We start from the raw sequence: 21,516 nt of genomic DNA, 5'->3' as shown, positions 1-21,516 counted from the left end.
TCCTCTACTCTACTGAGCTTGAGTGCTGTTAGATGCAATAGATTGGCGTTGTAAAATACTCGAAAACTCTTCCACAAAATTACCATAACTATTTTCAAGTTTTTCAACACTATGAGAAAAACGGTTAAACGCCATTACCGCAGGTATTGCGGCAAATAACCCCATAGCTGTTGCAATAAGGGCTTCGGCAATGCCTGGTGCTACCATCGAAAGTGTTGCTTGTTGAACCGCACCTAAAGCAATAAAGGAATTCATGATCCCCCAAACGGTACCAAATAAACCGATGTATGGGCTTATTGAACCCACAGTTGCTAAAAATGATAAATGTGTTTCTAACTCATCTACTTCTCTTGATAAAGCAACTCGCATGGCGCGATGAGTACCATCAACAACCGCCTGTGGAGATGAATCGGGGCTTTTTCTAATACGGGCAAACTCTTTAAAACCCGCTACAAATAAACTTTCAATGCCGTCGACTGAACCACGCACACTAATTTCTTTATACAATTTACTTAAATCAGCACCGGACCAAAACTTGTCTTCAAAGGTTGATGACTGAACTTGTGCTTTATTTAACGCTTTAGAGCGTTGAATAATCATAGTCCATGAAGCAATAGAAAAACCTAAAAGACAAAGCATAACGGCTTTTACCAAAAGGCTAGCCTGTAAAAATAAGTCAAAAAACGATAATTCAGCGTGCACTAGTTAAAGCTCCTAATATTTGTTCTGGAATTGCACAAGGTTTGGCGCGTTGTAAATTAACGCTAGCGACAAGCACAGAAACATTACATAAAACGTTACCATGTTGATTTTGAATCACCTGGTCAAATACCAAACTGGCTTTTTTTAAAGTTGAAATTGTTGTTGTTATGGTTAGCAAGTCATCTAGTTTGGCAGAGGCTCTGTTATCCATTTCTATTTTTCTGACCACAAAACCTAAATTTTGTTCAAGAAAAAATGATTGATTTATTCCTAAGTGTCTAAGCCATTCAGTTCGAGCACGTTCAGCAAACTTTAAATAATTGGCGTAATAAACTATGCCACCGGCGTCGGTGTCTTCGTAGTAAACTCTTAAGTTATAGTGAAAAGCATTATTATTGTTATTATTCATTAGCTCTAGATATTCATTTGCTCTAAATAGTCGGCTGCACAATTAAGTTGCAGCCTCTTATATTACGCGAATATAAACCTTACACTCAAGCAGATTACGGTAATACTGAGAGTTTTTTTTTATTTATTTTATAAAAACGAAAATTTAAATATTTCAAATAACATTAACCAAGTTACTTTTTACATTTAAACATTACTTTTATTAACTCATAAAGAAATTTCCTTCAGGGTAATCCTTAACATTAGGCTCGCAAAACAATCACGAGCAACAAAAGCAAAATGCAATCCATTATATTTTCTAATGTGAAAACTTAATTTTTTTAGTTTGTGAACTTTTTATATCCCCCATAAAATACATCCATCTAAGCGACATCTCTTGTTTTATTTATGTTTCTGGATTTATTTAACTTCCTCCTATCAACTTATTTTGTTGGCCCGCTAATTTAGCGGGCTTTTTTTTTGGGTACAGGATGTACTAATACCCGGTGTACATGGATGTATATTGAGGGTGTTTCTAGAATCATCCCCATTTATTATTTATTGCCATGGATGGCAGTTTAAGTCGGCGTCTAGTCGTTTACAGCTAAACTTTTAACGTCCGAATAAATTCAGACCAACCTTGGATACACCATATGCCTGCATCTGCTATAAAATAAAATTTTCCTTTCACTTTCTACAAATTATCAGTAACTTAAAAGCATCAGGAAATTACTAATAAAAACTAATGCAACTTACCGATATAAATGTAATTACCAAAGCACAGCAGTGGTTATCTGAGAATAGAACTATTTGGCTTTGTACTATATTGAAAACCTATGGTTCGGCTCCTCGCCCCATAGGCTCAATATTTTTAACCGATGGTGATGAACGAGTAGGCTCAATTTCAGGTGGCTGCCTGGAAGACGCATTCGTAAATATGATCAAGCAAGATAAGTTTTTAACTCCTGCAGAATTATTCACTTATGGCGAACATGCCGTTGAACAGGATATCGTCAGGGAATTGCCTTGTGGTGGCACAATTCGTTTATTAGTCGAGTACTTTACTCCAACAAAGATTAATCATACGGCGATTACCCATTGGCTCGAATTAGCGCAAACACAACAAGCGTTTTTAAGAGAAATATTTTTTACAAACAAGACCAGTGCGACCAAACCACTCATTGATGACTCTGTTCAGCAAGTGGTAGAAACAAGAGAAAGTGTACAGTTGGCTTATGCCCAGGTGTATTCATTGTTACTGGTTGGTATAGGCCAAGTTACTGAACATATTGCCCAATTGGGCTTACAGGCTGGGTTTGACGTGAAAGTATGCGATATGCGTAAAGAGTTAGCCTCAAGTTGGCATTTCACCAAAGCTAATGGCGGTGTAGATATACATTGGCAATCTCCAGATCAATTTATTGAGCGATATGCGAACAAACGCAGCGCGGTTTTAGCGCTTGCGCACGATCCCAGAGTTGATGACGTTGCCATGATGAGTGTATTTGATACCCCTGCCTTTTATATTGGCGCTATGGGTTCAATTCGTACAACGGATAAAAGACACGAACGATTAAAACGAATTTGTTCATTAAGCGATGCTCAATTAACTCGGTTAATTGCCCCTATAGGGTTAAATATTGGCAGTAAAACACCTTTTGAAATAGCTATATCGACGATGGCTGACATCATCAGGGTGCGACACGGGATTAACAAAGAATTGCTATGAATAGTCATATCGCATTAGTGTTAGCCGCAGGGTTTTCAACGCGTTACGGCGCGGATAAAAGGCTCGAAGGAGAACACAAGCCATTACTTATACAAACTCTAGACCATGTATGCCAACAGTTTACAACTGTCTACCTTGTGCATCGTAATCAAGATGACAGCTTATTGGACGTGATCAAAAATAGACAGATTAGGTTAACTCCAGCACCTGCTGACTCAATTGGCTTAGGTACAAGTTTGGCAACAGGCGTTAAAGAAATTTTGAAGACTCAAACAGTCGAGAACATTAACAGTGTCAGTATTTTTTTAGCCGATATGCCCTATATTAATTCTGCAACCATAAGAATGGTTTTGGATGCATCTACAAGTCATAACATTGTGCGGCCAGTGTATAAAAGTGATGCTGGCCATCCTGTATGTTTTGGCTCTGACTTTTTAACGCAACTGAGTCAATTATCGGGTGATATGGGTGCGGTTAAAGTGATACGAACAAATGCTGAAAAACTGCATTTAATTGATGTAAACGACAGTGGCATTATCACTGATATAGACAAACCTAGTGACTGGATAACAAATAACGTTAGCCGTTAGTGTTAACTTGGTTTGTCTAAACCAAAATGCAGGTAGGCGTTGTCAGTAACAATTCGACCTCTAGGCGTGCGTTGTAAAAAGCCTTGCTGAATCAAATACGGCTCAATCACATCTTCAATAGTTTCACGTTCTTCACCAATCGCTGCGGCAACATTATCTAAACCAACAGGACCACCACCAAACTTATCAATAATGGCTAATAATAGCTTTCTATCCATTAAATCAAAACCTTCAGTATCAACCTCTAGCATGTTTAATGCTTTTGATGCGGTTTCTTGGCCTACTTCACCTGTTGTTTTTACTTCAGCATAATCTCTAACACGACGTAGTAAGCGATTGGCAATACGTGGAGTGCCACGAGAGCGTTTTGCTACTTCAAACGCGCCCTCTTCATTTAAATCCACATTTAAAAAGTGTGCAGAGCGGCTGACAATATCTTTTAAATCAGAAACTTTATAAAACTCTAAACGCTGAACAATGCCAAACCGATCACGCAGTGGTGAAGTTAAAGATCCTGCACGAGTAGTTGCGCCAATAAGTGTAAAAGCTGGTAAATCCAGCTTAATTGAACGTGCAGCAGGCCCTTCTCCTATCATGATATCTAATTGATAGTCTTCCATTGCCGGATACAATATCTCTTCTACTACCGGGCTTAATCGATGTATCTCATCAATAAACAGCACATCGTTTTCTTCGAGGTTTGTCAAAAGCGCGGCTAAATCGCCCGCTTTTTCTAATACAGGTCCTGAAGTAGTACGAATATTAACACCCATTTCATTAGCAACAATGTTCGCCAGTGTGGTTTTACCTAAACCTGGAGGGCCAAATATAAGTAAATGATCGAGCGGTTCACCACGGTTTTTCGCCGCTTGAATGAAGATTTCCATTTGTTCTTTAACGTGATCTTGGCCGGTGTAATCAGCTAGCATTTTAGGACGAATAGCACGGTCGATGGTTTCTTCTTCGCGAGTCGCGCTAGGCTCTATAATACGTTCAGGTTGTATGAGGCGATCTGCTTCAATCATAGTATTTTACTTATTGTATTTGTGTGTTTTATAACATTGACTTCAGGGCATCACGGATAAGTTCTTCTGAACTCATATCGTCAGCATAAACAGCTTTAACGGCTTTGTCAGCTTGCACAGGCTTATATCCTAGTGACACAAGTGCGGTAATAGCATCATCTTTATTTGATGCCATAGCAACCAAAGAGCTATCAGCAGTAATCAAGTCTATTGGCATATTATCAGTTATCGGGGTGGCAAGATCACTACCCCAATCTTTTAATTTATCACGCATTTCAATGAGTAATCGCTCTGCCGTTTTCTTACCTACACCTGGAATTTTAACTATTGTGCCAGCGTCATCAAGGTTTACACAATGAACAAACTGGCCAGCAGACATGTTAGATAATATTGCTAAGGCCAGTTTCGGACCTACACCATTTACTTTAATCAATAATCGAAACAACTTACGTTCAGTTTGATTGGCAAAGCCATACAGTAACTGTGCATCTTCACGTACAACAAAATGCGTATAAATTACCGCCTCTTGCTCAAGTTTAGGTAAATGATAAAAACTGGTCATGGGTAAGGTAACTTCGTAACCAACACCACTACACTCAAGTAATATTTCAGGGGCTTGCTTCTCTACTAAAATGCCGCGTAAACGTCCTATCACCGCTATTTCCTATTATTATTTTTACGTTTATATACGCCAACAATACCACTGTATAAATATATAGTAAACAAAAATAACTAGGGTCAGAGTCAAGTTACAGTCGACGCACTAGCGTCGTCCCGAACTCGATTCGGGATCTTACCTGACTCTGACCCTAGTTTTTATCTAAGGCGGCCGCGTACGGTTTTGGTTGCACGGCCAGACATTTTAATTAACGACTCGTAACTGTGGCCATGACAAATTGCTACTGCTAATGCATCAGCGGCATCTTCTTGTGGCGTAGCAGGAAGGTTTAAGAATGATTTAACCATATGTTGTACCTGAGCTTTATCTGCAGCACCGGTACCAACCACGGCTTGTTTAATTTGTCGGGCTGAATATTCAGATACTTCTAGGCCATTGTTAGTAGCCGCAACTATTGCAGCACCTCGTGCTTGTCCCAGTTTAAGTGCTCCGCCCGGGTTTAAACCCATAAATATTTGCTCAACGGCAACCATATCAGGTTTAAATTGCAAAATAAGCTCAGAAACACCAGCAAAGATAATTTGCAATCGTTCAGGATGATTATCGCCAGCAGCTAAGGTTTTAATACAACCACTACCAAGGTAGGTTATTTTACGACCTTGCTTTTCGATAACGCCGTAACCGGTTAAACGCGAACCAGGGTCAATGCCTAAGATGATGCTCATTGATTTATAATTATTCTCATATGTTAGAAATAAGCTACAAGCTGAAAGCTTTCTAGCTAATCCTTATCTTATGGCATTTTCTAATTAAAAAAAATGGCTGATTCTAATAATCAGCCATTTAATAATTTACTTAACTAACGTGAATTCGCTAAAACTATTCAGCGTCAGTTTCTTCTGGCTCTTTTGGTATAGCTTGAATACCTAGCTCAACAAGTTGTGCAGGGTTTGCTTTACCTGGAGCATTGGTTAACGGACAAGCCGCGGTAGTTGTTTTCGGGAATGCCATTACGTCACGAATTGAAGTAGCACCTGTCATCAGCATTACAATGCGATCTAAACCAAATGCTAAACCAGCGTGTGGCGGTGTACCGTAACGTAGAGCTTCTAATAAGAAACCAAATTTCTCTTGTGCCTCTTCATCACTGATACCTAAAATTCTAAACACTGCAGCTTGCATATCTTCGTTATGAATACGAACAGAGCCACCGCCTAATTCACAACCATTTAGAACCATGTCATAAGCATTAGATAATGCGCCAATTGGATTAGCTTCTAATTCTTCAGCAGTCATATCTGTTGGCGCGGTAAATGGGTGATGCAACGCGTGCATACCACCATTGATTTCTTCAAACATTGGGAAATCTACAACCCAAAGAGGTTTCCATTCATCACTAACCATGCCCAAGTCTTCACCAAGTTTAAGACGAAGTGCGCCTAATGACTCAGTAACTACATTGTATGTGTCAGCGCCGAAGAAAATTATATCGCCAGAAGCGGCATTAACTCGTGTTAATAATTGAGTTACTTCGTCATCTGATAAGAACTTCAAAATTGGAGATTGTAAGCCGTCACGACCTGCATCTACGTCGTTCACTTTTAACCACGGCATACCTTTAGCACCGTAAATGCCTACGTACTTAGTGTAATTATCAAGTTTTTTGCGTGATAGCTCTGCTGCAGCGCCTGGTACTTTAATTACCGATACACGACCTTTTGGATCGTTAGCAGGACCTGAGAATACTTTAAATTCAACGTCTTTTAAAATGTCTGCAACATCTACAATTTCAAGAGGGTTACGTAAATCAGGCTTATCTGAGCCGTAACGAGTCATAGCTTCCGCGTAAGTCATGTGCGGGAACTCGCCTAAATCTACGTTTAATAGACTTTCGAACAGTTCACGGATCATCTTCTCTGCAACTGACATCACCTGCTCAGCTGACATGAAAGACGTTTCAATATCAATTTGAGTAAATTCAGGTTGACGATCAGCACGTAAATCTTCATCACGGAAACATTTAACGATTTGGTAGTAACGCTCCATGCCCGACATCATCAGTAACTGTTTAAATAACTGTGGTGATTGTGGCAATGCAAAAAAATTACCTTTTTGTGTACGTGATGGTACTAAATAATCGCGTGCCCCTTCAGGCGTTGCCGCAGTAAGGATTGGCGTTTCAATATCCATGAACGCTTGAGCTTCTAATGAAGCACGAACCTGTGAGGTTACCTTTGCACGAAAACGTAAACGCTCAGTCATTTCAGGACGACGTAAATCTAAGTAGCGATATTTTAAGCGATTTTCTTCACTGTTCTCTTGGTTTGAATCAAGTGGTAACGGCGCTGATTTATTTAAAATATTTAGCTCTAAGCCAAGAACTTCAATAGCACCAGTTGCCATGGTTTTATTGACTTGTGATTCAGGACGGGCACGAACTTTACCTTTAATTTGTACACAAAATTCATTGCGTAAAGTGTTCGCTGTTGCTAATACGTCTTGCAAGTCAGGATCAAATACCACTTGCACAATGCCTTCGCGATCGCGTAAATCAACAAAGATCACGGCACCTAAGTCACGACGACGGTTAACCCAACCACAAAGAGTTACTTCTTGTCCTACGTGAGATTCATTAACCTCACCACAAAATAAACTGCGCATTTCGTTATATCCTGAAAATTATATTGCTATACATCTTGAATTTATTCAATTGGCTAAATTCGATTCAGCCAAGCAAATGCGAATTAATTGCCTTTGCAAAGATGCTAAAATTTAAAAGCGGTTATTATAAAGCAAACAACGCTAAAGTCACCTGAAAATAGATGAAATACCTTGGCTTTTAATAAACCTGCGAATTGTGCAACGGTTAATGTCTAACTAACTTTATTTTCTCTTATGTTCTAGAAAATCAGATAGTTCATCAAATGATATTGGTTTAGATAAATAATAGCCCTGTACAATATTTATATTATTTTGTTTGAGCAATTCAACTTGCTCCTTAGTTTCAACACCTTCCATTACCACTCGTTTATCAAAATTCTTCAATAACGTGAACAAGCTTTGTAATGCTGTTAGGTCAGCTGATGAGGTAGTAATGTTTAATGGTAATAACGAACGGTCCAGTTTTACCGTAGTAATGTAATGGCTTTTTATTTGTTCAATAGACATAAAACCGGCACCAAAATCATCAATAGCTACATTAAATCCCATTTGAGTTAATACCGAAAATTTTTCAAGTAAATTTTCATCAAGCACCGTATCTTCAAGAATTTCCAGGCATACCTGTGATTTGGGTGCACGCATATTCTCCAACATTTGATAGAGCTCGTTGGCTTTACGAAATGAAGCAAATGAGATATTGATGTTCATTTTAAATTGCTCATCAATGAGCCCTTTTTGTTTTAACTTGATAAAACAATCATCCATAATTTCAATCATTAAAAAATCAAGCTCGGCTTCTTTATTAAGGGCTTTAAGTTCATCGAAGTAAAAGTACGGGGTTAATAATTTATCGTTACAATACCACCTAGACAATCCTTCAACTCCAATAACTTTATCTTCAGATAAATCAAATATAGGTTGAAAAAATGCTGTTAGCTCTTTGTTTTGCAGTGCATTAGTCAGACTTTTTCGAAATTCGCTGATCTTTAGGTACATTACAATAGAATCATTATTGATATAGCAAATGTCGTTTTCGTGATCTTGTTTTTGTTTTCTCAATGCAATGTAAATAATGGAAAATAACTGTTCTAGTTGCTGATAATGAGTGCCTTTTTCAACAACTATGGTATTAAAACTTACATTATGATTAATTTGTTGTTTGGTTGAATATACTTCGACACTCTTAATGGATTGTATAAAATCACTACATTGAGCTTTATTAAACTCTGACAAAATTATGAACTCGTTACCACCAAAACGAATCACTTCACCATTAGGGATCAGCTTTTTAAAATGAGCAGATAAAGTCTTCAAAATAAAATCACCTTCATTTAACCCAAAAAAATCATTTTTTTCTTTAAGGTTAATGACATCAAGAAATATCATCGTTAGTTTGTCATCAAACTGTTGTGGGTAATTATGATTGAAGCCCCGACGATTCATCAAACCGGTTAAATCATCCTGAAAAGATATACGACGAAATTTCAAGGTTAAATAAATGAGTATACTTAATATAATTATGGCGAAAATTACGGTTCTTCTTTGTTTTGTTTGTTGGTTACTAATTTGCTCTGCAAAATCAAACTGAGGTATCCCTTCTCGAACAATTCTTTTCAAATTAATAACTTTAAAAGCCTGATTAAAAAGGGCGGCCAGATTCCTTCCCTCTTCAGTTTTGTTAAAACCAACACCTAAAGGAATATCATGATAAGTATTTATTCGTTGATCAAAAGTGACATTAACAATATTGTTTTCTAACTGAGAATTAATATATGATTTTGAGCTGGTAATATAGTCAACTTCTTTATCAATCAACCCTTGAAATGCATCATCAATCGTATCGTAATATTCAAATGCCATTTGTGGGATATAATTTCTTAATAACCATTCAGAAAAGTCATTTTTGACTACCCCCATTCTTTGGGCATAAAGCTCGGATACATGATCAAATTCATCATCTTTAAAGTTAGTTCGTTTCAAGATAACCATCTGATTGTAATGCGCTTCGTTAGTGAAATTAACTTGTTTCTTGCGTTCATCAAGAATAGTTAAGGGAGCAATCCCCTGCACCTCATTAGCAAGAAATTCATTGTAAAGGCTATCCCATGAAGTCTGTGCATTTGCTTTTAACACACAGGATATTGAGATTAACTTGCAGGATTTTTTAATCACCTCAACGAAAACCCCTGTTAACTCATGGTTGCCATCAAAGTATATAAATGGTCTTCTCACCTCTAAGTTAAAAATATATTCTTTATCTAAATTTAAATTGGATTGTTTCACCAAATATTTAATTACCGCCTGCTGCGCTTTTCTTTTTAACTCATTTCGTTTAACGTTAACTGATTTTTGAAAGTCATCCTGGTTTAAATAATCAGTAAGGACCTTCAACAACGGCTCCATTTCGCCTGGCTGAGTAATAAGGGAAACGACTTGTGAAGACAATTGTAAATCAAGATTAGTTTTATAATATTGCTCGGTAAAAATCTCAACATTATTAGATAGAAAGTCAACCACCCCATCAACTTCGCCAGCTTCTAATAAGGAAAGTGCTTCATTGGTATCTTTATACTCCACCAATTTCGCACCTTGTAAAACATGCCTGATAGCATCTTTTGTCATTAATTCTTGATGAATACCAATACGATGTTCATCAAAGTCTTGTTTTAATCGTGGGTTGGAAGTGATCAAATACAATTCATTGATGTGAGTTGGCGCTGAGTAAGCAAGCTTATTTTTAAGCATCGGATGATACCTAACATTTCCCATAAAGTGATTTTTACCGCTGATTACAGACTGTACAGCTGAAGAATAAGACATATACTTTTGATATTTAACAGTAAAGTTACGCTCTTTTGATAAGGCATCAAACAACATGGTAGTAGCAATATCGTCATTATAAAGTGCGACATGGATGGTTTTATCTTCAAATAACTGCACAAGTTTAGATTGCGATTGAGTGGCGGCAAATAGTAAAGAATTACTCGCAATTAAACTCAAACACAGTATTCCAATAAACAATAGCGGTTTCTTTAATTTATGTTTAAATAGAAGTAAATATTTCATCCTATTGCACCTCATCGGCAGTGGTCGACAAGTAGTTATTTTTCCCTTGAGTTTTCACCTGATACATCCTTGTGTCAGCCAAAGAAATAAGCTTTTCAACATCAGACTCATCATTTGGGTAGAAGGAAATACCAACACTGGCGCCAATAGTTACCTGACAGTCAGTTAAATCAATGGGAGTGGATAAAATTTCAATGAGTTTTTTTGCAACTTTATTGGCTGCATCTACTGAGCTTACTTGGTTTAATAAAACGATAAACTCATCACCACCAAAGCGACTGACAATATCTGAATCGCGTACCGAACCAAGCATCAACTTACTGATTTTAATTAATAACTCATCACCAATAGCATGACCATAATTATCATTGACCGCTTTAAAGCCATCAATATCAATAAATAATATCGCTAGGTTTTCTTTGCGTCTTTTATGCAGTTTTATTGAACTGTGTAAATGCTCTTCAAACAATCGTCTATTTGCTAATGAAGTTAAGCCGTCATGGCTGGCCAAAAACCTTAATTCCTTTTCAAGTTCACGTCGTTTGGTAATTTCAGTGCGCATTCGATAACTCCACCACAACACACTACCGACAACAAACAAAATAATGATCCCTACCTGTAAACTGGTCCGAATTACCATATTTTTGTCATACCCTTCTGCGATAATAGTTCGTAACCAATAATCACGAATATTTTCATAATCACTTTCGCTAATGGTATTAATCCCCTTATTTAAAATACCTGCCAATTCGGGGTAATCATAATTTATCGCCATGTGGTTTTCTTCAGGGGGCAGGTCATTTAGATACTCAATCTTGAATGTTTCAATATCATAATCAAGGATCATGTTTGTTAATATTGGGAAAAAATCAATATAAGCATCTACTTCACCGTTATTAACTAATTCAGCACCTTCGGCAACATCTTCAACCAATCTGAGTTTTATCAGAGGGTATTTATCTTTGATGAATTCTATCGATATATAATCTTGAATAATCGCTACCGTTAACCCTTCGAGTGAATTAAGACTGTAAACTTTGTCTTGAAACTTAGGTTGGCCAATTACTCCCCATGGAATGCTGTAATAACGTTTACTGAAATGCATTTTGTCGCGTCGATCTTCACTAGGCGTTATGCCTAATGCGATGTCATATTTTTGATTTAAAAAATCGTGAAATAAATCAGACCAATAGTCATAGGTCACATAGGTAAACTTAACACCTGTATGCTTAGATATAACATCAAGAATATCTCTATTAATGCCTTTTACCTCACCATTTTCTCCAGTAAATTCAACCGGTTTATAGTTATTTAAAACGCCAACGGTGAATTCATTTTTTCTACTTAAAAAAATTGCTTCTTCTGGAGTTAGATCAGCAAGGTAATTACTCACTACTGAAGTCTCTTGTTCGACGGCCTTCAGCCACGTGGCTTTAATCGCAGCAGTTTGATTATTGCCAAGCTGAGCTGCTCCTTTCAATAATAACTGTTGTAAAATTTGATTATCTGGATTGGTAACCACATTAAAGTCAACTTGATACCTAGGCGTGATTAAACGTTTGTAAACCCCCGTTAAATTCATGTTTTGAATTTCTGCTTCGACACTTTCTCGAGCTGCAATAAAGCCAGTGACTTTACCCGAACGCTCGGCCTCCAACATAGCCTTTACACTGTTGAACTTAACGAAATTCACATCTTCATATTGACTTTGAATTTCGCCTAAATATGGCGAAGTTTTAAAAATACCTACTGCTTTTCCACCCAGCTCTTTCATTGAATTTATCCTGCGTTTTGCGCTAGATAAATATATCTGAGCATAAGTTGAATGTATCAACCAACTGTTCTTATCATAAAGACTGCTCTGCTTATCCAGAGGAATACCTATATGTACATCAACCAAGCCGCTTTCGATAATGTCATAACTATCCACCCGGTTAATCGGAATAAATTCCAGTGTTTTATCTGTTTCTTTAGCCCATAATTTCCAGATATCAATAAACATACCTCGTGCCTGACCCGTTCTATCCATGACTGAATAAGGTGGTCTTTCTGGAGGATATGCGACTGAAATTGCATTTTTATTTATGCCATATTTTCGCCAAACCGAGAGTAAACTTTGATATTCATGTTCGCTTATTTTCGATAATCCATCGTTTACAAAACCGAGTAATTCGGTATTAGTTTTATTTACTCCACCAACAACTGGATTTTCAAAAATTTTAAACCTTTTTGAAAACGGATATTCCTTACGCAAGTCTTTGTATGCCTTAAAACCTTTATTGCCTTCATTATCATCTGCATAAATAAGGATTTTATGACTTAATGCAGCTTCATACATTTCATTTCGGGTAGAAAAAGACTTTAAATTTAAGTGATTGTGATTACTGCTGAGCAACTTTTGTTCGAGAGAACCGTTTAACACCCCAATAGTATATGGGGCCACTTGCTTCATAGTGGTGATATCACTTAATCGCATTGATAAATACAAATAATTTTCACTGAGCATTATTTGTTGCGAAAACGCTAACTGTTTGCCCCGCTCAACGGTTTGCGTAAAGCCAGCATGAATATCAATGTGGCCATTGGCTACTGAGTTTAAGCCCTGTTCGAAGTCGGTCACTTTAAATTCAACATTTACATTTTGTTTTTTGGCCCAAAGCCGCCAAACATCCACCATGGCGCCGGCAGGTTGCTCATTCTCAATAAAATGAAATGGGTAGGAAAAGTCTGATATTGCTATAGAATAACTGGTTTTATTTTCATTGTTATTGTTATTGTTAGCAAACCCGTTTGCATTAGCCATTAAACAATATAACAGTAAAAAAATTGTAGTCTTGAGCAGGGGTTTGACCTTTAATAAACTCATATTAACAACGTGTTCGACCTTTATAGAAATAGCACAATTTAAATATAGCAACGATCTGATTTTTTAGTAGTTTTCCAGTTTTAATTGGTAAAAAACCTATCTTAATTATCGTAAAATTTAGGGATATTAAATTGCAATGGTTTTGTAAAGCCAAGTTTTAAGCTAAAATAATGAAATTATTCAAGTTTAGTAGTTTTTTTGATGAGCAAGCACGAAAAAGATCTTATATATTCATCCCCAAAGCAAACAATTGCTGATTTTCGCTTCGATGCGCAAGTTGTAGAAGTGTTTCCTGACATGATCAAGCGTTCGGTTCCAGGTTACAACACTATCATTGAAACTATTGGTGAACTTAGCGCACGTTATGCACAAGATAACACCAACATTTATGATTTAGGCTGTTCCTTGGGCGCAGCAAGTTTAGCTATGCGACAAAATATTATTGCCGATAGTTGTAATATTATTTCTATTGATAACTCGAAAGAAATGGTCGAACGCTGTCAAATTCATGTAAACGCTTTTAAAGCAAAAACGCCATGCATGGTTAAACAAGGCGACATTTTAGCTGAAGACATGCATAACGCGTCAGTTATTGTTTTAAACTTCACCTTGCAGTTTATTGCTCCAGAAAATCGTCAAACACTGTTAAACAACATTGCCAAGGCCTTAGTACCCGGTGGTATATTAGTGTTATCAGAAAAAATTTATGATGAAGATCCTGTGTGTATGGATTTGCTCAATGATTTACATCACAACTTTAAACGAGCAAACGGCTACAGTGATTTAGAAATTGCGCAAAAGCGTGCCGCTATTGAAAATGTAATGAAGCCCGATCAGCTAAATACCCATTTACAACATTTAAACGATGCTGGCTTTAGTCATGCCACGCCATGGTTTCAATGTTTCAACTTTTTCTCTTTAATCGCCATCAAATAGTGATCTCAATACTTTTATGAAATTATTTAATAAATTTTATCAACAAATCGCAGGTAACCGCTTAGCTCATTGGCTAACATGTTTACCCGAACAACTTAGCTATTGGCAAAAAAATGACTTGCATGGTGAATTTTCAAAATGGCAAAAAACCATTGATGCCCTACCAGACACTAGCCCCAGCCACGTTGAATTAAAAGACAGTGTGACTATTGGCTCAGCCAGTGATATCAGTGACGGTGAACAGAAGCGCATTAGCAATTTATTAATGAACTTTAAACCTTGGCGTAAAGGCCCATATCATATCCATGGCGTACATATAGATACAGAATGGCGTAGTGATTTTAAATGGGACCGTCTTAAGCCCCATATCAGCGATTTAAAAGACCGTTACGTGTTAGATATTGGTTGTGGTAGTGGCTATCACTTATGGCGTATGCGCGGTGAAGGGGCAAAATTTGTTGTCGGTGTTGATCCCACTCAGTTATTTATGATGCAATTTAGAGCAATGCAGCACTTCATTAAAGACGATAACGTTAACCTGTTACCCATAGGTGTTGAGCACTTACCTGAACTAAAGTCATTTGATACTGTGTTTGCCATGGGCGTGTTATATCATCGCAAATCACCAATCGATTTCTTACAACAACTTAAAGCACAATTAGCCCCTGGCGGTGAATTAGTCTTAGAAACCCTGGTTATTGAAGGCGATAAACATACGGTACTAGTACCGGGCGATCGATATGCTAAAATGCGTAATGTTTGGTTTTTACCAAGTTGTGAGGCCTTAGTGTTTTGGATGCAGCGCCTAGGTTTCAAAAATGTTCGTGTGGTAAATACTGATCAAACAGCCTTTGAAGAACAACGCCAAACGCCTTGGATGGATACAGAATCGTTAGAAGACTTCTTAGATCCTAACGATTCATCAAAAACAATCGAAGGCCACCCTGCTCCTCTTCGAGCAATCATTGTTGCAAATATTTAGTAGAGTTCACTATGGATAAAATCTTTCGTGCCAAAACTACCATAGAACAATGGCGAATTTTTCATGCTGTAGTTGAATATGGTAGCTATGCTAAAGCTAGTGAAGCACTTAACAAAAGCCAATCGTCATTAAACCATGCGGTAGCCAAATTACAAACACAGTTGGGTTTAGCATTATTAGAAGTTGAAGGTAGACAAACAAAGCTTACTGAAGCTGGTTCAGCAATGCTTCGTCGCTCTAAAAAATTACTAGAAGATATTCAATCAATTGAAGATTTTGCCGACACCTTAAATGGCGGTTGGGAGGCTGAAATCACCATCGCTTGTGAGGTCTTGTATCCTAAACATCGATTGTTAAAAGCGTTACAAGAATATTGGCCACAAAGTCATGGTAGTCGGTTAAAAATTACCGATGAAGTGATTTCAGGATCTACAGAAGCTATTAAAAATAAAACTGCAGATATTGTTTTAAGCCCAAGCACCGCAGAAGGATTTCGCGGTAATCACCTGTGTAGTACAACACTCATTCCTGTTTGCCATAATAGTCATGAAATTCTTCAGCAAGAATCTATCAGTAGTGAAGAGCTCGCCAGACATTTACAAATAGTGATCAGCGATACCGGTAAAGAAAAACCCGATAAAGGCTGGCTTAAAGCCGAAAAACGATGGACCGTGTCCAGTTTCTATGAAGCAAGTACCATATTGAAACAAGGCATTGGCTTTTGTTGGCTACCTTGTCACTTAATTGAAAGTGAAATGAATGATGGTAGTTTGAAAGCAATAAACCTTGAAGGCTCAGCCCAAATTCAAGTACCAGTAACCTTAGTTATTCCAGATAGAGATAACGCTGGCCCGGGCGTATTACTCCTTGAAAAAATCATTTTAGATGAACACAAATCGGATCGAGAATAAACGGTTAGGTTAAAGGGGTCAGTACCCTTTATTCTGGAGGTCTCTATATAATTTGTTTAGTAAAGGGTACTGACCCCTTTTACTACTTTTATCTTCTGCCCCCTTTAATTCCTTTAATTTTGTTGATATTTATTTTGAATTCAGTATGTTAAAGCTATAGCTTTATCAAACTGGATGTTTAATGAACGAGAACTGGCTGCAAAGACGATTATCAAACGGCTCTTCACGACAACAAGACCATCGTTCTCCGTTTCAACGCGATAGAGCAAGGATTTTACACTCTGCCGCATTCAGACGCTTACAGGCAAAAACCCAGGTTATGGGCATTGGCCAAAGTGACTTTTACCGTACTCGCCTCACCCATTCATTAGAAGCGGCACAAATTGGCTCAGGTATAACCGCACAACTTCGTTCTAAATATTCCGAGCAATGCAACCTTTTGTTACCCAATGAAGATTCATTAATTGAAGCAATTTGCTTGGCCCATGATATTGGTCATCCACCATTTGGTCATGGTGGAGAAGTGGCATTAAATTACATGATGCATAACTTTGGCGGATTTGAAGGTAATGGCCAAACGTTTCGTATTGTCACCAAACTTGAACCATATACCGAACATTTTGGCATGAATCTGAGCAGAAGAACGTTATTAGGTTTATTAAAGTACCCACAAATCATCGATAAACTAGCCAACCATCAAGTTCCTGCTGCACCAGTTAATTTTAGACAGTTAAAAGCCAGTGACTGGCATCCGCCAAAAGGTTTATACATTGATGATATTGAGCTTCTCAACTGGGTCTTGGAGCCACTATCTGATGATGATATAGCGCAATTTCAAAAAATAAGCGTTAATACCAATAAACATCATAAAACTCAGTTCAAATCATTTGATTGCTCAATGATGGAGCTTGCTGATGATATTGCTTACGGTATACATGACATGGAAGATGCCATAGTTACAGGAGTAGTAAATAAAGACAGTTTTGTTGAACATGTCATTAAACCATTAAAAGCTTTAGGTGAGTCTTGGCTAAATGAAATCGCCAATGATTTGGCTGACAAGCTATTTTCTAAACAACATCATAAGCAAAAAGATGGCATTGGCTCTTTAGTTAATTATTTAATAACCGCCATTGAGCTCATCGATTTAAATAAGGTTAAAGGTGCAAGCTTTGCCGAGCCGTTATTAAGATATAATGCCGCCCTACCAGAAACTCAGGCAGCAGCATTAGATGTATTTAAAGATTATGTGTATAAGTTTGTGATCAAACAAACCAACATTCAGCGTATGGAATATAAGGGACAACAAATCGTTATGGAGTTGTTTGAAGCTTTTGCCAGCGATCCACAACGACTACTTCCTGATGCCACTTGCCTACGTTGGTTAAATGCTTGTGAAAACAGCCATAACCCACAACGGGTGATTGCAGATTATTTGTCAGGTATGACCGATGAATTTGCCACTAAAATTTATAACAGCATGTTTCTAGCTAACGGCAATAGTGTCAATGAAGATAATTATTGAACAACTCATTCACGTTAAAGAAGCAGGATGTTTTTAGTCGGTTCATCACTTTGACAAAGCTCAGAAAACTCATCAGCTAAGCGCTCAGATTCATTGATAACAGTTTGCCAGTACTTAATACGCTGCTGTTCAGACATTTCGGTAAAGTCTTTTCTATCCGGTATTTTGCCGTAAGGTAATTTAGCCACAAATTCATCTGTTGGCGCTAATACCAAGGTTTTATCGAAATGCTGAGTATTGGCAAATCGATTTTTAATATACTTATCAAACCAGCCAGGCTTAAACTCATTATAAAAATGTGGGTACAATACTAAACCATCTTGTCCTGCAGATGATTTTGGCAAAAATGGCTGATCGAAATGGTAATCAATAATGCCACCATCTCTAAACATGCCACTGTCAGCGCCAACGATATTCTTAATACCATTTATTACCATAGGGATTGATCCTGTCGCCTGCAAAGCTTGTAGTACATTATGCTCTGTTAAAGGGACAACTTTAGAATCAATACCATCATTAAAATCAAACGGAATTTGGTTAATGTCACTACTAAGTATTATGCGTTGATAATACTTGCCTAAAAATTTTCTATTAACCCTGTTTGCAAGCGCAGAAACTAGCAAACCAAATAGCAGAACACTCTTATTTTCATAACGTGTTAAGCCTTTTGATTTAGCCACTATTAAGGTGTTTTTAATTATTGGATTACTCGCAATTTCTCTAGCATTACCGCCAACAATATGAGCTAATAACTGTTCACTTTGCAGAGTTACCTCACTAATATTTGCATCACTTGGATAAGATAAATTTGAATAGCCATCGATTAAACGATTTATTGCTGCAAGTGGGTCTTGTTGCGCATAACAACTAAAGCGCCATGCTCCTGCCGATGAACCAAGGGTATAAAGTGGAGTTTGTCGTTTTTTAAAAAACTCACCACAAAAGTATCTATCTAAGCCAGCTAATACAAACCACTTAGGTCCACCACTGGCGCCCACCAATAACTTAAATTGCTCTTGTGTAATACCCTGTTGTTTTATTTGCGCTAATGCAGACTTACCTGCATATACAGCTAACGCTTTACTCACTAATTATTCCTTAAGCTTTATAATAAAGCGCACAAATGGCGCCGGCAGGATCTTTAATTACAACATACTTATCTTCACCACCCATCGATTTTATTTCTGTCAACAAGGTTCCACCATTGGCTTGTACGGCTACAGCTGACTTCTTGATGTCTGCAACAATAAAATAAGGCATCCAAACGGGCGGTAAATCGGCATTAACTCCTGTTGAGTGACAGACACCTGACTTTGCTTCACCGTCAATAGGGCTAGTCATTACATAGTCTTCATAATCGCCCATGTCACAGCCTTCACTTTTCCAACCGACTACATCTTGGTAAAAATCTTTCACTGTGCTTGCATTTTTAACGGTTAAGTCAAGCCAGGCTACATCGCCTATTTTATCATTTGCCATAGTAGTTACCTTAATGATTTGTATCTAATACTTTCGGATTTTTTGGGTAAAATTTATCAGGTAATTGATTAATGTGTTCAAAAAACCGTGTGTCTTTATAAGGTAGCTTCATAAAGCCGGAAATACCAACACCTTTAATAGTTGGCAATAAATCCAAAATGTCTTGTAAACACTGCTTAAATTCTTGTTTTTGATCATGATTTAACAGCATTAAATAGCTGTGTATTTTTAAATGCTTCTCTAATACCTCAAAAATAATACAACCAGTATGATGTATTAGATTCAAACGCGCTAACACCGCCATAATTCCATCAGGAAGGCGTAAATATTCATCGGGATCTTTACCATCTTCAAAGTATGAGTGCAGTTTACTGGTATGATCAACTTCAGCAAGTTTACTTACTTCAAATGGAATACTCTGCTGCGCTTTAGCAATAAATGGTGTGCTATTATTTTTGCGTTCTACATGCAGTGTATCTCTGGCATTAAATAAACAGGATTTAAAAATACCTATTCGAAAAATTCCCCTGGCAAGGGTCACCATGTTATTCACCGCTGACTTGAAAGAGTATTCTAACTTTGGATCAAATAAACTTAAGTTAGAGTCAACATAAACACCATCCTTTTCCCATCTTATTGCCAAGCCGCCAACTACAGGAAATTTTGCCAAACGACTAACCGCGGCAACGAATGCTTTTTCAGTATCGCCCATACCGACGAGAAAATTTTTATAATATTTTTCTAGTTGTACATCGTCTATATCAACCAAACTTTCTTTATCAGCTTGCGCCCTTAAAAACGATTTACGTGAGCCATAAACTACGGTATCTATTTCATCATGATGTATTCTTTGCCAAACAGGGATCATCGCATCAATGTTTAATTTTGTAGGGACACTCGCTAACACTGTATTTTTTAATAAATTTAAATTATTAATTAAATAATCACCTGCTTGTTGTCGTAACTTTGGATCTTCACCTAACATACCATCTAATGCTTTCGCTAACATTAATGGCAAGCCCAATGATGATGCTGGTATTACTTTATAGCCATAACGACATGACTGGCCTGAAGCCAGAGCGTAAATGGTTGCAGCCATACCTTGTTCGTCAAAACGAGGCGATGATAAACCACCATTCAATTGATCATCACCAATAAAATAAATATCGCCCATGCGAGAGTTGGTTTGTTGTAAATCGCCACTCATTAAGTCCATGATGTTAGTTGCGGTGCTGTGCCCGTCTTTATCACATTGTGCCCAAACTGATGAGCCCCAATCAATAAGTTGAATTTGATCAGTGTCTTCATCTAAGACAATATTTGAAGGTTTTATATCGCCATGCACGACAGGCAGCGTACGAGTATTATTAGTTGGCTCCCTGATGAATTGTAGAAGTTCGATTAACTGAATGGTAATATTAACAACTTGCTCTGCCGGCAATGGGCCGAGTCTATGAGAAATAACATCTAGATCATCGCCAGGAGCACGGCTCATATGAACGATTGATTGACGTTTTATTTTTAAATACTCAAACAGTTTAGGTATGCGTTGATGCTCAAGCATATCCTGCATTTCAGCTTCATCGGCTAATCTATCTTGTACGTGCTGAGGTAAATTAATACGCGAGAATTTAAAAACTTGTTCTTCACCGCTTTCATTTTTACCTGAAAAAACAAAGCCATAAGCGCCTTTGCCGATCATTTCAACATTATTGTAGCCAAGGTCTTTTAGCTGGCTTTTACTTAGTTCAATCCATTGCTTTAATTTAGCTGCATCTTTATGGCTAAGTAGATAAATAGATTGATCTTCAGCAATATAAAAATGCTGGAGTTTTTTTTCTGCCAAAATTTCGTCTCAAAATAAATGCTAAGGGTATTATTACAAGCAAATGTAAGAATGTGAATTTTTATTGATTATCGCTTGCCTATTAAGCAGCTGTAAACCAGTTATAAAGAAATGTGTAGCTGATCTTTTAAAAATATAAAAATCCTACCTGTTAACAATATGGTTTTCGTCATTTTATGCTAAAGTTTTATT

General features: G+C 37.4%; 17 protein-coding genes. 6 read left to right on the top strand and 11 right to left on the bottom strand.

Annotated elements, in window-relative coordinates; translation table 11 throughout:
• Positions 1-9: 9 nt before the first annotated feature.
• Together tolQ and ybgC are read right to left on the bottom strand one after the other, a co-directional pair.
• Positions 10-702, bottom strand: a complete 693-nt coding sequence (gene tolQ, locus RGQ13_RS07965; protein ID WP_348393026.1) for a protein TolQ — start codon at positions 700-702, stop codon at positions 10-12.
• A complete protein-coding gene (ybgC, locus tag RGQ13_RS07960) occupies positions 692-1,111 on the bottom strand; it encodes a tol-pal system-associated acyl-CoA thioesterase (RefSeq protein WP_348393025.1) in 420 nt (139 codons plus the stop codon). The genes tolQ and ybgC overlap by 11 nt, the downstream gene beginning before the upstream one ends.
• Before the next feature lie 723 nt (positions 1,112-1,834).
• On the opposite strand from ybgC, the gene RGQ13_RS07955 reads away from it, so the two are divergent.
• Together RGQ13_RS07955 and RGQ13_RS07950 are read left to right on the top strand one after the other, a co-directional pair.
• Positions 1,835-2,818 (top strand): XdhC family protein, encoded by a 984-nt coding sequence (locus RGQ13_RS07955; RefSeq protein ID WP_348393024.1) that lies wholly within the window; start codon positions 1,835-1,837, stop codon positions 2,816-2,818.
• Positions 2,815-3,408, top strand: coding sequence for a nucleotidyltransferase family protein (locus RGQ13_RS07950; protein ID WP_348393023.1), 594 nt, complete (start codon positions 2,815-2,817; stop codon positions 3,406-3,408). The genes RGQ13_RS07955 and RGQ13_RS07950 overlap by 4 nt, the downstream gene beginning before the upstream one ends.
• Before the next feature lie 2 nt (positions 3,409-3,410).
• Here RGQ13_RS07950 and ruvB read toward each other — a convergent pair whose 3' ends face one another.
• From ruvB to RGQ13_RS07920, 6 genes are all read right to left on the bottom strand, one after another.
• On the bottom strand, positions 3,411-4,433 hold the full coding sequence (gene ruvB, locus RGQ13_RS07945) for a Holliday junction branch migration DNA helicase RuvB (RefSeq protein WP_348393022.1): 1,023 nt from the start codon (positions 4,431-4,433) through the stop codon (positions 3,411-3,413).
• A 28-nt stretch (positions 4,434-4,461) separates the two neighbouring features.
• Positions 4,462-5,088 carry a Holliday junction branch migration protein RuvA gene (ruvA, locus tag RGQ13_RS07940; RefSeq protein ID WP_348393021.1) on the bottom strand — a complete coding sequence of 209 codons (627 nt, stop codon included), beginning with the start codon at positions 5,086-5,088 and terminating at the stop codon, positions 4,462-4,464.
• A 161-nt stretch (positions 5,089-5,249) separates the two neighbouring features.
• Positions 5,250-5,777 (bottom strand): crossover junction endodeoxyribonuclease RuvC, encoded by a 528-nt coding sequence (gene ruvC, locus RGQ13_RS07935; RefSeq protein ID WP_348393020.1) that lies wholly within the window; start codon positions 5,775-5,777, stop codon positions 5,250-5,252.
• A gap of 154 nt (positions 5,778-5,931) precedes the next feature.
• Entirely contained in the window at positions 5,932-7,713 is a 1,782-nt protein-coding gene (aspS, locus tag RGQ13_RS07930) for an aspartate--tRNA ligase (RefSeq protein WP_348393019.1), read from the bottom strand.
• Between the two features lie 222 nt (positions 7,714-7,935).
• Positions 7,936-10,713 carry an EAL domain-containing protein gene (locus RGQ13_RS07925; protein ID WP_348393018.1) on the bottom strand — a complete coding sequence of 926 codons (2,778 nt, stop codon included), beginning with the start codon at positions 10,711-10,713 and terminating at the stop codon, positions 7,936-7,938.
• Positions 10,714-10,780: 67 nt separating this feature from the next.
• Complete coding sequence (locus tag RGQ13_RS07920) at positions 10,781-13,582, bottom strand: transporter substrate-binding domain-containing protein (RefSeq protein ID WP_348393017.1); 2,802 nt, start codon at positions 13,580-13,582, stop codon at positions 10,781-10,783.
• Positions 13,583-13,846: 264 nt separating this feature from the next.
• Here RGQ13_RS07920 and cmoA point away from each other — a divergent pair, with 264 nt between their 5' ends.
• From cmoA to RGQ13_RS07900, 4 genes are all read left to right on the top strand, one after another.
• Positions 13,847-14,581 (top strand): carboxy-S-adenosyl-L-methionine synthase CmoA, encoded by a 735-nt coding sequence (gene cmoA, locus RGQ13_RS07915; protein ID WP_348393016.1) that lies wholly within the window; start codon positions 13,847-13,849, stop codon positions 14,579-14,581.
• A 16-nt stretch (positions 14,582-14,597) separates the two neighbouring features.
• Positions 14,598-15,563, top strand: coding sequence for a tRNA 5-methoxyuridine(34)/uridine 5-oxyacetic acid(34) synthase CmoB (cmoB, locus tag RGQ13_RS07910; RefSeq protein ID WP_348393015.1), 966 nt, complete (start codon positions 14,598-14,600; stop codon positions 15,561-15,563).
• 11 nt (positions 15,564-15,574) lie between these two features.
• Positions 15,575-16,474 carry a LysR family transcriptional regulator gene (locus tag RGQ13_RS07905; protein WP_348393014.1) on the top strand — a complete coding sequence of 300 codons (900 nt, stop codon included), beginning with the start codon at positions 15,575-15,577 and terminating at the stop codon, positions 16,472-16,474.
• Between the two features lie 181 nt (positions 16,475-16,655).
• Positions 16,656-17,999 (top strand): anti-phage deoxyguanosine triphosphatase, encoded by a 1,344-nt coding sequence (locus RGQ13_RS07900; RefSeq protein ID WP_348393013.1) that lies wholly within the window; start codon positions 16,656-16,658, stop codon positions 17,997-17,999.
• Between the two features lie 14 nt (positions 18,000-18,013).
• On the opposite strand, the gene RGQ13_RS07895 is transcribed toward RGQ13_RS07900, so the two are convergent.
• From RGQ13_RS07895 to RGQ13_RS07885, 3 genes are read right to left on the bottom strand one after another with little or no spacing between them, the layout of a single operon-like run.
• Positions 18,014-19,087: a patatin-like phospholipase family protein gene (locus tag RGQ13_RS07895; RefSeq protein ID WP_348393012.1), complete on the bottom strand. Its 1,074-nt coding sequence runs from the start codon at positions 19,085-19,087 to the stop codon at positions 18,014-18,016.
• A 10-nt stretch (positions 19,088-19,097) separates the two neighbouring features.
• Positions 19,098-19,478 carry a VOC family protein gene (locus RGQ13_RS07890; protein WP_348393011.1) on the bottom strand — a complete coding sequence of 127 codons (381 nt, stop codon included), beginning with the start codon at positions 19,476-19,478 and terminating at the stop codon, positions 19,098-19,100.
• 10 nt (positions 19,479-19,488) lie between these two features.
• Positions 19,489-21,327 (bottom strand): protein kinase domain-containing protein, encoded by a 1,839-nt coding sequence (locus tag RGQ13_RS07885; protein ID WP_348393389.1) that lies wholly within the window; start codon positions 21,325-21,327, stop codon positions 19,489-19,491.
• Positions 21,328-21,516 lie beyond the last annotated feature (189 nt).

This window comes from Thalassotalea psychrophila, from assembly GCF_031583595.1.
GTDB lineage: Bacteria > Pseudomonadota > Gammaproteobacteria > Enterobacterales > Alteromonadaceae > Thalassotalea_A > Thalassotalea_A psychrophila.
This window is presented reverse-complemented; position numbering and strand designations above follow the sequence as displayed.

Bases quoted from the DNA above. Each gene is read 5' to 3' on its own strand.
- cmoA (WP_348393016.1), top strand. From the start codon at position 13,847: ATGAGCAAGCACGAAAAAGATCTTATATATTCATCCCCAAAGCAAACA.
- ruvB (WP_348393022.1), bottom strand. From the start codon at position 4,433: ATGATTGAAGCAGATCGCCTCATACAACCTGAACGTATTATAGAGCCT.
- aspS (WP_348393019.1), bottom strand. From the start codon at position 7,713: ATGCGCAGTTTATTTTGTGGTGAGGTTAATGAATCTCACGTAGGACAA.
- ruvC (WP_348393020.1), bottom strand. From the start codon at position 5,777: ATGAGCATCATCTTAGGCATTGACCCTGGTTCGCGTTTAACCGGTTAC.
- RGQ13_RS07905 (WP_348393014.1), top strand. From the start codon at position 15,575: ATGGATAAAATCTTTCGTGCCAAAACTACCATAGAACAATGGCGAATT.
- RGQ13_RS07900 (WP_348393013.1), top strand. From the start codon at position 16,656: ATGAACGAGAACTGGCTGCAAAGACGATTATCAAACGGCTCTTCACGA.
- RGQ13_RS07950 (WP_348393023.1), top strand. From the start codon at position 2,815: ATGAATAGTCATATCGCATTAGTGTTAGCCGCAGGGTTTTCAACGCGT.
- RGQ13_RS07955 (WP_348393024.1), top strand. From the start codon at position 1,835: ATGCAACTTACCGATATAAATGTAATTACCAAAGCACAGCAGTGGTTA.
- ybgC (WP_348393025.1), bottom strand. From the start codon at position 1,111: ATGAATAATAACAATAATAATGCTTTTCACTATAACTTAAGAGTTTAC.
- cmoB (WP_348393015.1), top strand. From the start codon at position 14,598: ATGAAATTATTTAATAAATTTTATCAACAAATCGCAGGTAACCGCTTA.
- RGQ13_RS07890 (WP_348393011.1), bottom strand. From the start codon at position 19,478: ATGGCAAATGATAAAATAGGCGATGTAGCCTGGCTTGACTTAACCGTT.
- RGQ13_RS07920 (WP_348393017.1), bottom strand. From the start codon at position 13,582: ATGGCTAATGCAAACGGGTTTGCTAACAATAACAATAACAATGAAAAT.